The following is a 9,660-nucleotide window of genomic DNA, read 5'->3' as shown; positions in this document are numbered from 1 at the left end:
ATTGGCGAGGCCGATACCCTGGAAAAGCTCGAAGCCCTGCTGCCATGGAACGTCCCGCTGGAGCCGATTGCAAAAAAAGTGGCGCAATACGGTAAAGGCAAGTAGGTCGATTTAACGGCGCTTACGCCATGAAGATGGCACCGATCAGGATTGCTCGGCGTTGGCCGAGGAAGGTATCCGCCAGCCAGCCACCTATGATGGGGGTGATATAGACCAGACCGGTATAGATACCGTACAGCTTGAGGGCGTCGGCTTGAGTCCAGCCCATGCCGCCGTTGGCAGTCATGTCAGTCAGATAGAGGACGAGCACGGCACGCATGCCGTAATAGGAGAATCTTTCCCACAGTTCGGTACTAAAGAGCAAAAAAAGCCCTTTGGGGTGACCTAAAAAGGTCCCTTTGGACGGATTATTCATTGGAACTTCCACCTGTGTTTTATATTTTTTTAAGAATCTTATGCAAGGGCTAGGAACAAGCCTTAATCCTTATAAAACAAGCGGAATTAAATTACAATATTATGATTTAACGATATTTAATCTTTCAATGGTTGAATTTTTGTTTCTAAAAGGAAAAGGAAGGGCATCGAACGATGCCCAGCATATAATACTATTAACAGGTCAAATATCCATCCATTACAACTGTTTGACGAACTGTTTCAGCCACGCAATGAATTCACCGTTCAGTTCCGGGTGGCGCACGGCATATTCCACGTTGGCTTTCATATAGCCCATCTTGCTGCCGCAGTCATGACTGCGACCCTTCATGAAGTAGGCGTTGACTTGCTCCTGTTCCATCAGCATGGCGATGGCATCGGTCAGCTGGATCTCGTCACCGGCACCGGCCGGGGTACGTTCCAGCAGCGGCCAGATGTTGGAGGAGAGCACGTAGCGGCCGACCACGGCCAGATTGGAAGGGGCCTCATCACGGGGCGGCTTCTCGACGATGGCCTGCATCGGCAGGGACATGCCTTCGCTCAGGGCCTCGCCCTTGATGTCGGCGATGCCGTATTTGTCCACTTCACTGTCGGGGACGGCTTCCACCATGATCTGGCTGATCTGATCCTCCTCGAACATGCGCACCATCTCGGCCAGGTTGTCCTGCTTGAGATTGCTGGCCACTTCATCGATCAGCACGTCAGGCAGCAGGACCACAAACGGGTTGTCGCCGATCAGCGGGTGGGCACACAGCACGGCATGACCCAAGCCTTTGGCTTCGCCCTGGCGGACGTGCATGATGGTGACGTCTTTGGGGCAGATGTGTTGTACCTCTTCCAGCAGCTGCCGCTTGACCCGTTTTTCCAGAGTCGCCTCCAGTTCGAAGCTCTTGTCAAAGTGGTTCTCGATGGAGTTCTTGCTCGAGTGCGTGACCAGGATGATCTCCTTGATCCCTGCGGCGATGGCTTCGCGTACCACATACTGGATCAGCGGCTTGTCGACCACCGGCAGCATCTCTTTCGGGATGGCCTTGGTGGCAGGCAGCATGCGGGTGCCCAAACCGGCGACAGGAAGAACGGCCTTGCGTACAACGAGCGGTGTCTTTTTCATGGAGAGAGTCCAGAGATACAAAGTGGACTCATGATACCCGAAGAAAAATAGGGCAGCCACAGGCTGCCCTCATGATGGGGGAGGTCCCAAGCGGTTACTTGACGATGATCATGTCCCGATTTGCTTCCAGGGTTGCCGGCCCTATGCCACTGACATCGGCCAGTTGGTCGACCGTGGTGAACTTGCCCTGCTTCTCGCGAAAATCGACGATAGCTTGGGCCTTCTTCTCGCCGATCCCCTTGAGGGCAGTTAACTCATTGATGTTCGCCGTATTCAGGTTCACCTTGCCGCTCTCCTTTGCGGTGGTGACTGTGGTGGCTGGCTTGGCAACCGGCTTGTCAGCAGCCAGCAGAGGCTGACTCAACAGGGGCAGGCAGCTCAGCAGCAGGGTGGCGGTCAGGGTCTTGTAGTTCATGGCTTCACGTCCTTGTGTTGTGTGGGGTTGCTATTGAGAATTAGCCGAGTTACGCCATTTTTTGTCTGTCAGATGTGACAGGGTTATAACTCAGCTAAATCGGCTATAACCCATGCCATTCCAAAATGGGTACACTGTGCTAACCATTTGACCAGGATGTCTTTTCGATGTTTTTCCCTGCAATTTCCGAGCTGGAGCCCATAGCCCGCGCAGCCGGTGACGCCATCATGGCCATCTATAGTCAGCCTTTTACGGTGGAGTACAAAAGCGATGAGAGCCCGCTCACGGCTGCCGACAAGGGTGCTCACGAGGTGATCGTGCAGGCGTTGGCGCGGCTGACCCCCGATATCCCTGTGCTGTCGGAAGAGTCCGGTCCCGAGGTGATGGGGTTGCGCCGTGGCTGGTCACGCTACTGGCTGGTGGACCCGCTCGACGGTACCAAGGAGTTTGTCTCCCGCAACGGCGAGTTCACCGTCAATATCGCGCTGATCGAGGATGGCAAGCCGCTGTGGGGCCTGGTCTATGCCCCCGTGCTGGACAGGCTCTGGTATGGCGGAAAAGGGGGCGGGGCCTGGCGGGTGGCCGATGGCAAGCGTGAGTCCATCCAGACTCAGCCGCATCAGGAAGGAAAGGCATGGCGGGTGGTGGGCAGCCGCAATCACCTGTCCCAGGCAACCCTGGATTATCTGGCGCACTTTGGTGACATAGGGCGGGGCGAGATTGAGCTGGTCTCCATGGGCAGCTCTCTCAAGTTCTGCATCATTGCCGAAGGGGGGGCCGAGCTCTATCCGCGCCTCGCGCCCACCTGCGAGTGGGATACCGCTGCGGCGCAGGCGGTGCTGGAGGGGGCCGGAGGCAGCGTGACCCAACTCGATGGTTCACCCCTTGCTTACAACAAGCCTGACATCCTCAACCCCTGGTTTGTCGCCCGGGCGTGAGCCCGCTTGTGATACCGTAGAATAGAAAGAGGCCGGACTTGGTTGAACACCAGCGTCCGGCCTCTTTGCATCTTGGGAATGGCGTTCTGTTAGAACACCTTTTTGAACGGCTTGATGGTCACCTTGGCGTAGACACCGGCCGCCACATAGGGGTCGGCATCGGCCCAGGCTTTGGCGTCAGCCTGCGAGGCAAACTCGGCGATGACGGTACTGCCGGTAAAGCCCGCATCGGCCGGATCGTCGGCATTGATAGCCGGGTTGGGGCCAGCGGTCAGCAGGCGCCCTTCATCCTGCAGCGCTTGCAGCCGGGCCAAGTGGGCAGGACGAACCTGCTTGCGCAGTGGCAGGCTATTGGGGACATCTTCGGAGTAGATGAGATACCACATGAGAGGATCCTTTTCTGATGAGGGTTATTATTTCAGCTCGTTCTTTTGTTCGGCAGGGATGTGGCGGTAGAGATAGACACCGCTCAGCAGGGTAAAGACCAGCGTCATCCCCAGCAGGCCGAACACCTTGAAGTTGACCCACATCTCTTGCGGCATGTTGAAAGCCACGTAGAGGTTGAGCATGCCACAGACGGTAAAGAAGCCAACCCAACCGAGGTTGACCTTGTCCCAGACGGCATCGGGGGCTTGCAGCTCTTTGGCCAGCATCTGTTTGATCAGGTTCTTGCCAAAGCCGTAGCGGCTGATGAGCAGACCCAGCGCGAACAGCACATTGATGATGGTCACTTTCCACTTGATGAAGGTGTCATCGTGGAAGAACACGGTGAGGCCGCCGAAGAAGCCGACCAAGATGAAGGTGAAGAGCTGCATCTTCTCTACCTTGCGATAACGCACCCAGCTGTAGAGAAGTTGCAGACCGGTCACCACGACCAGGGCGCCGGTGGCCGTGTAGATGTCGTAGAACTTGTAGACCGCGAAGAAAACGATAAGTGGAATAAATTCAATAAATTGCTTCATGTCTGGCGCGTAGCCCTCAAGAGTAGACCTCAAAATTTTGTCCAGTTTACCTGCCCGATGGGCAACGGCAAATGAATAAGACCGCCCATTTTACGTCCCGTTCCCTGATGCGGCGCTAGCCAAATAGCTGGCGGGCAAGGGGCTCGCCCAACCGTTTTTGATCCGCCAGCAGCTCGCGGATGTGGCGCTCTTCGATAAGCGGGTTGAGCAGCACGGCGCGCAGCAGGGTGAGCGGCTGGGCGCCGTAGCGCCCCACCGCCCGCTGGGTGCGGGAGACAAAGCTGTGCCCCTCGGCCCGCTGGGCTTTTTGCAGGGCCACGTTGAAGTCGTTGATCTGCGCATTGGCCGCTTCATCCAGTGGCTTGCCCTGCAGGTGGGGCGGAATGCAGCGGTAGGAGAGCAGGTTCATCACCGGTGCCGACATCAACTCGAAAGCGGGGTCGCTTGCGATGAGCTCTGCCATCTGTCGGGCGCGGTCGTAGTTGGCCTCGATGAGATGGGCGTAACCCTGCTGGCCAAACAGCTGGAAGGCGGCATCCAGATAGAGGGCGTTGGCCGGGCGGGTGCCTTCCAGCGTAAAGCGCCCCTGATCGAACGAGGTGGCACGAATGGCGTAGGGGGCTTCGCGTTTGACCGCCATCATCAGGTCGGGCTGGCGGCAGAGCAGCATGCCGGTACCGAGCGGCACCAGCAGTTGCTTGTGGCCATCCAGGGTGACGGTGTCGGCCCGCTCAATTCCGGTCAGCAGGTTTTGATAGCGGGGCGAAAACAGGGTCGGGCCTCCCCAGGCGGCATCCACATGAAAATGGATCTGCTCGCGCTCGGCGATGGCTGCCAGCTCCGGCAGCGGATCGATGGAGCCAAAGTCGGTACTGCCCGCCACGCCGACCAGTGCCAGCACTTTGAGTTTCTGTTCCTTGCACTGGATCAGCGCTTGCTCCAGCGCAGCCAGACTGAGCCGGTTCTGCTCGTCGGTCTCAAGGCGCCAGACGCTGCGGGCGCCCAATCCCAGCAGATCCATCCCCTTGTCGAAGGAGTAGTGCATCAGCCGGGAACCCAGAATGACAGCGCCGCGATAGCCCTGCTCATAGAGGGCGAACAGGTTGTCGCCGCAGGCGCGGTTGCGGGCCAGCCACAGCGCCGTGACGTTGGCGATGGTGCCGCCGCTGGTCATGACGCCGAGGGCGGCATCCTTGGCATGCATCTGCTCGCCGTAGAAGGCATCGTCCCTGCCATAGATGAGGCGGTGCAGCTTGGCCAGCACCTCCCGCTCCAGAAAACTGAGCAGGCGGGAGGACTCCATCTTCATCGGATTTTGGTTCAGCATCACCAGCAGGCGCGACAGCTCGGCAGTATAGGCCGGCAGTGGTGCCGTCATGTGGCCCATGTAGCGTGGCGAGGTGAGGTGAGAGGCGCCGGGCACCAGGGTGGTCAGCCGCGCCAGATAGTGCTGGATGGAGAGGCCGACTGCAGGCATGCGGGATTGATCGAGCTGGTGGGTGAACTGGTCGTGCTGGTAGGGGGCCTGACTGTCATCCGAGTGGTGAAATTGTGCCAGCATGGCGCTCATTGCGTCGCCAAAGGCTGCATCCGGTTGTGTAAACAGCTCAGTCAACTTCATCAGGTTCTCCAGACCGGGTTGCCAGGTAGCCACTGTGTGGTGAGCCGCCGTGGCGGCAACAGCTACGTGGGCATCGGCCGCAGAGCATACACCAAAGGCAAACGGGTGACAGCCATGAGCGCTGGCCAAATCAGATCCCATCCTATTTAAGCTAACACTTGTACTCTGAAATGGCGGCGGCTAGAGTGAGCCCAGTTTGGGCAGGAGTATGCAATGAGCAGTGTGACGGATTATTCTCCCCGCGAGGAGTTGGCCAATCGCCTCAGCCACGGCTTGGGGCTGGTGTTCGGGATCCTGGGATTGATCTTGTTGTTGAACAAGGGCTGGGAGCAGGGCACCCAGGCGCTCATCAGCTATAGCCTCTATGGCGGCAGCCTGGTGCTGCTCTATCTCGCCTCGACCCTGTATCACAGCATGGCTGAAGGGGCCGCGAGGCGCTGGTGCAAGGTGTTTGATCACTGCGCCATCTATCTGCTGATCGCCGGGACCTATACCCCTTTCCTGCTGGTGGCGCTCGATACCCCGCTGGCCCAGGGACTGATGGTGGTGATCTGGGCGCTGGCACTGGCGGGGGTGGTGTTCAAGTTGCTCTTCATCAATCGATTCAAGAAGTTGTCGCTGTTTACCTACTTGATGCTGGGCTGGTTGTCGCTGGTGGTCATTTATCAGCTTTACCTCCATCTGGAGGGGGAAGGCTTGCTGCTGCTCGGGCTCGGTGGTCTCATCTACAGCCTTGGGGTCATCTTCTATGTGGCCAGACAGATCCCTTATAACCACGCCATCTGGCATCTGTTTGTGTTGGGTGGCAGTGTTTGTCACTTTATGGCCATTTATGGTTATGTCGCTTAACTAGCCCTTAATTGGTATATATTGCCGCTCAAAAGGATAAATTCGTGCGGTATCACACAGTTGGCGTCGGCGTTTGCTGACAAGCTAAGGACAGTTCAATTCGCAAAGGATGCACGATAATGAGTGATATCGCGCTTTCCATCAGCATGTTGTCGCTGGTGGCAGTGCTGGGGCTCTGGCTGGGCAACTGGCGAGTCTATGGCGTTGGCTTGGGGATCGGAGGTGTGCTATTTGGTGGCATCATAGTTGGCCACTTCGCCGGCCTCTCCGGTCTCGCACTGGATGAACAAACTCTGCACTTCATTCAGGAGTTCGGCCTTATCCTGTTTGTCTACACCATAGGCATACAGGTCGGTCCCGGCTTCTTCTCCTCCCTGCGCAGTTCTGGCCTCAAGCTGAATGGCTTTGCCGCCCTGCTGGTGCTGCTTGGCTGCTTGGTCGCGGCTGCGCTGCATCAACTGTTTGACGTGCCGCTGCCAGTGCTCCTGGGGGTATTCTCCGGCGCCGTGACCAACACGCCTTCCCTTGGTGCGGGTCAGCAGATCCTGGCCGAGCTGGGCGCCGCGCCCGGTTCGACCGGCTTGATGGGCATGGGGTATGCCGTCGCCTATCCGTTCGGCATCTGCGGCATTCTGCTCACCATGTGGCTCATTCGCATGTTTTTTCGCATCAAGATCGACGAAGAAGCAGCCCAGTTCGAGCAACAAGCCGGCAAGACCAAGGAGAGCCTGCAGACCATCAACATCGCGGTGCGCAACCCCAACATGCACGGCCTGATGCTGGGGGAGATCCCGAGCCTGGACGAAGCCGATGTCATCTGTTCCCGCCTCAAGCGCGGCGAGGAGCTGATGGTGCCGCGGCCGGACTCGCGCATCGAACTCGGCGACCTGTTGCACCTGGTGGGTGAACGGCATGCGTTGCACAAGGTGCTGCTGGTGCTGGGGGAGGAGGTGGATACCTCGCTCTCGACCCGAGGCACCGATCTGCGGGTGGAGCGGGTGGTGGTGACCAACGAGCAGGTGCTCGGCAAGAAGATCCGCGATCTCGACATCAAGCAGAAGTACGATGTGGTCATCTCGCGCCTCAATCGGGCCGGTATCGAGTTGGTGCCGACCAGCCAGACCAGTCTGCAGTTTGGTGACATCCTCAATCTGGTGGGGCGACTCGACGCCATCGAAGCGGTGACCAATGTGGTGGGCAATGTGCAGCAAAAACTGCAGCAGGTGCAGATGCTGCCTGTGTTCATCGGTATTGGTCTTGGCGTGCTGCTCGGTTCTATCCCCTTCTATCTGCCCGGGTTCCCGGCGGCACTCAAGCTGGGTCTGGCGGGCGGCCCGCTGGTGGTGGCACTGATCCTGTCGCGGATCGGCAGCATCGGCAAGCTCTACTGGTTCATGCCACCGAGCGCCAACCTGGCGCTGCGGGAGATCGGCATAGTGCTATTTCTGGCCGTGGTGGGCTTCAAGTCAGGCGCCGGTTTCATCGACACCCTGATCAACGGCGATGGTCCGGCCTGGATGATGTACGGCATGGCAATCACCCTGATCCCGCTGCTGGTGGTCGGTGTGCTGGCCCGTCTGTATGGCAAGATGAACTATCTCACCCTGTGCGGATTGCTGGCCGGTTCCATGACGGATCCTCCCGCCCTGGCGTTTGCCAACGGTATGCATCCCACCAGTGGTGCCAGCGCCTTGTCGTATGCCACTGTTTACCCTTTGGTGATGTTCCTGCGGATTATCTCCCCCCAGTTGCTCGCCATTTTGTTGTGGGCGGGCGCCTGATCATGACCTGGACGGGAACACAGCCATGTGCTCCCGTCATCTAAATGCAAGATATTGATAATATTTATTTTATTGATTTATTCCCCCGTCATTGACTCTCCTGTTTAACCGGCCGTTCCAGCTTCAAATCAGGCTATCCATTCGAATTTTCTAACTGGTTTCTGGCGTCGTTCACAGGCACATTAGACAGTGGAATATTGCATGCCAATAGAGATTCAGGAGAGAACATGAGCAGCCACAATATCGCATTGGATCAGGACGTCGTCGTTACCCAGTTGACAGGCAAGGTTTACCTGGTCGCCGCAGATGGCAGCCAGAGGCCGCTCGCCGAAGGCGATATCCTGCCCAAGGATGCGGTGCTGATCACTCCTGAAGGCGCCAGCTTCAAAGGCGGCAATCAGACGTTCACCCTGAGCCCGACCAACGAGCAGCAGGCTGAGGATGACACGTCTAAAGAGCTGCTGCTTGCCCAGAATGTGCCGATCGGCAATCCCGATGACATAGCGGCCCTGCAACAAGCCATTCTGGCTGGCGCCGATCCGACCAAGGCATTTGAAGCGGCGGCGGCCGGCGGTGCTGCCGCAGGCGGCGGCAATATTGGCGGTGTGGCGGGCGCTAGCGGTAACGGTGGTTTCGTCACCATAGAGCGTACCGGCGATGCCACCATAGCGGAAGCGGGATTTGATACCGCCACCCAGGCTGACACGGGTGTGATTGGCGATGCGTTCGCGGGTGAGGAAAATCAGCTGTTCGACTTGGTGCCACCGGTGATCACAGTCTTTGCTCCGGACAATACCAATGACACGACCCCGACCCTGACTGGTACCACTGATGCCCCCGCAGGCAGCACTGTGACCCTGCTGGTTACGGATGCTAATGGCAATCAACAGACTCTGACCACGACCGTCAATCCGGATGGTACCTTCAGTGTTGATGTCACCACACCGCTGGCGGACGGCTCCTACACTGTCACCGCCAATGTCACAGATCCTGCCGGCAACACCGGCACAGCCACCGATGATGGCAGCGTGGACAGCACGGCTCCATCCATCACAGTGGATGCGCCAGACAACACCAATGACACCACCCCGACCATCACAGGGACCACGGATGCTGCCTCTGGCAGCACAGTGACTCTGGTGGTCACGGATGCCAATGGCAACCAGCAGACCCTGACAACGACTGTTCAGTCGGATGGGACTTACAGCACGGATGTGATCTCTCCGCTGCCGGACGGTGACTATGACGTAACCGCTAGCGTGACCGACCCTGCCGGCAACACAGCCACTGCTACCGATGATGGCAGCGTGGATGTGACAGCACCAACGCTGGCCATCACGCTGGATGCCAACATCACCGCCGACGACGTCATCAACGCCGCCGAAGCGGGTCAGCAGATCCCGGTCAGCGGCACCGTGACGGGCGAGTTCAAGGCGGGTGACACCGTCACCCTGACCGTCAACAACACCGAATACACCGGCAAGGTGGCTGCCGATGGCCGCTTCACCATCCTGGTGGCGGGCAGCGATCTGGCGGCGGATGGCGACAAGA

General features: G+C 58.3%; 9 protein-coding genes and 1 pseudogene. 4 read left to right on the top strand and 6 right to left on the bottom strand.

Going from position 1 to position 9,660, the window contains the following annotated elements:
* Nucleotides 1–124 precede the first annotated feature (124 nt).
* From GWQ22_RS19915 to GWQ22_RS19905, 3 genes and pseudogenes are all read right to left on the bottom strand, one after another.
* A pseudogene (locus GWQ22_RS19915) lies at nt 125–415 on the bottom strand (dipeptide/tripeptide permease); the annotation flags it as partial.
* Nucleotides 416–631: 216 nt separating this feature from the next.
* The gene (gene galU, locus GWQ22_RS19910; RefSeq protein ID WP_042038583.1) at nt 632–1,543 is read right to left on the bottom strand and encodes a UTP--glucose-1-phosphate uridylyltransferase GalU; all 912 of its coding nucleotides are present in this window, start codon (nt 1,541–1,543) and stop codon (nt 632–634) included.
* Nucleotides 1,544–1,637: 94 nt separating this feature from the next.
* Nucleotides 1,638–1,958 (bottom strand): ComEA family DNA-binding protein, encoded by a 321-nt coding sequence (locus GWQ22_RS19905; protein WP_042038584.1) that lies wholly within the window; start codon nt 1,956–1,958, stop codon nt 1,638–1,640.
* Nucleotides 1,959–2,125: 167 nt separating this feature from the next.
* Between GWQ22_RS19905 and cysQ the strand changes: the two genes are divergently transcribed.
* Nucleotides 2,126–2,896, top strand: coding sequence for a 3'(2'),5'-bisphosphate nucleotidase CysQ (gene cysQ, locus GWQ22_RS19900; protein WP_275931408.1), 771 nt, complete (start codon nt 2,126–2,128; stop codon nt 2,894–2,896).
* 89 nt (nt 2,897–2,985) lie between these two features.
* On the opposite strand, the gene GWQ22_RS19895 is transcribed toward cysQ, so the two are convergent.
* From GWQ22_RS19895 to GWQ22_RS19885, 3 genes are all read right to left on the bottom strand, one after another.
* Complete coding sequence (locus GWQ22_RS19895; RefSeq protein WP_275931407.1) at nt 2,986–3,282, bottom strand: YciI family protein; 297 nt, start codon at nt 3,280–3,282, stop codon at nt 2,986–2,988.
* Between the two features lie 27 nt (nt 3,283–3,309).
* Nucleotides 3,310–3,858 carry a septation protein A gene (locus tag GWQ22_RS19890; protein ID WP_212514411.1) on the bottom strand — a complete coding sequence of 183 codons (549 nt, stop codon included), beginning with the start codon at nt 3,856–3,858 and terminating at the stop codon, nt 3,310–3,312.
* A 115-nt stretch (nt 3,859–3,973) separates the two neighbouring features.
* Nucleotides 3,974–5,479 (bottom strand): aminotransferase class V-fold PLP-dependent enzyme, encoded by a 1,506-nt coding sequence (locus tag GWQ22_RS19885; RefSeq protein WP_275931409.1) that lies wholly within the window; start codon nt 5,477–5,479, stop codon nt 3,974–3,976.
* A gap of 213 nt (nt 5,480–5,692) precedes the next feature.
* Here GWQ22_RS19885 and GWQ22_RS19880 point away from each other — a divergent pair, with 213 nt between their 5' ends.
* From GWQ22_RS19880 to GWQ22_RS19870, 3 genes are all read left to right on the top strand, one after another.
* Nucleotides 5,693–6,328, top strand: coding sequence for a hemolysin III family protein (locus GWQ22_RS19880; RefSeq protein ID WP_042038590.1), 636 nt, complete (start codon nt 5,693–5,695; stop codon nt 6,326–6,328).
* A 119-nt stretch (nt 6,329–6,447) separates the two neighbouring features.
* Nucleotides 6,448–8,109, top strand: a complete 1,662-nt coding sequence (locus GWQ22_RS19875; RefSeq protein WP_275931406.1) for a putative transporter — start codon at nt 6,448–6,450, stop codon at nt 8,107–8,109.
* Nucleotides 8,110–8,336: 227 nt separating this feature from the next.
* Nucleotides 8,337–9,660, top strand: a 1,324-nt coding sequence (locus GWQ22_RS19870; RefSeq protein WP_275931405.1) for a retention module-containing protein, incomplete at its 3' end; no start/stop codon positions are given.

The organism is Aeromonas sp. 1HA1, from assembly GCF_029237385.1.
Classification (GTDB): domain Bacteria; phylum Pseudomonadota; class Gammaproteobacteria; order Enterobacterales; family Aeromonadaceae; genus Aeromonas; species Aeromonas popoffii.
Note: the sequence above shows the minus strand (reverse complement) of the source record. Positions and strands in the feature narration are given on the sequence as shown.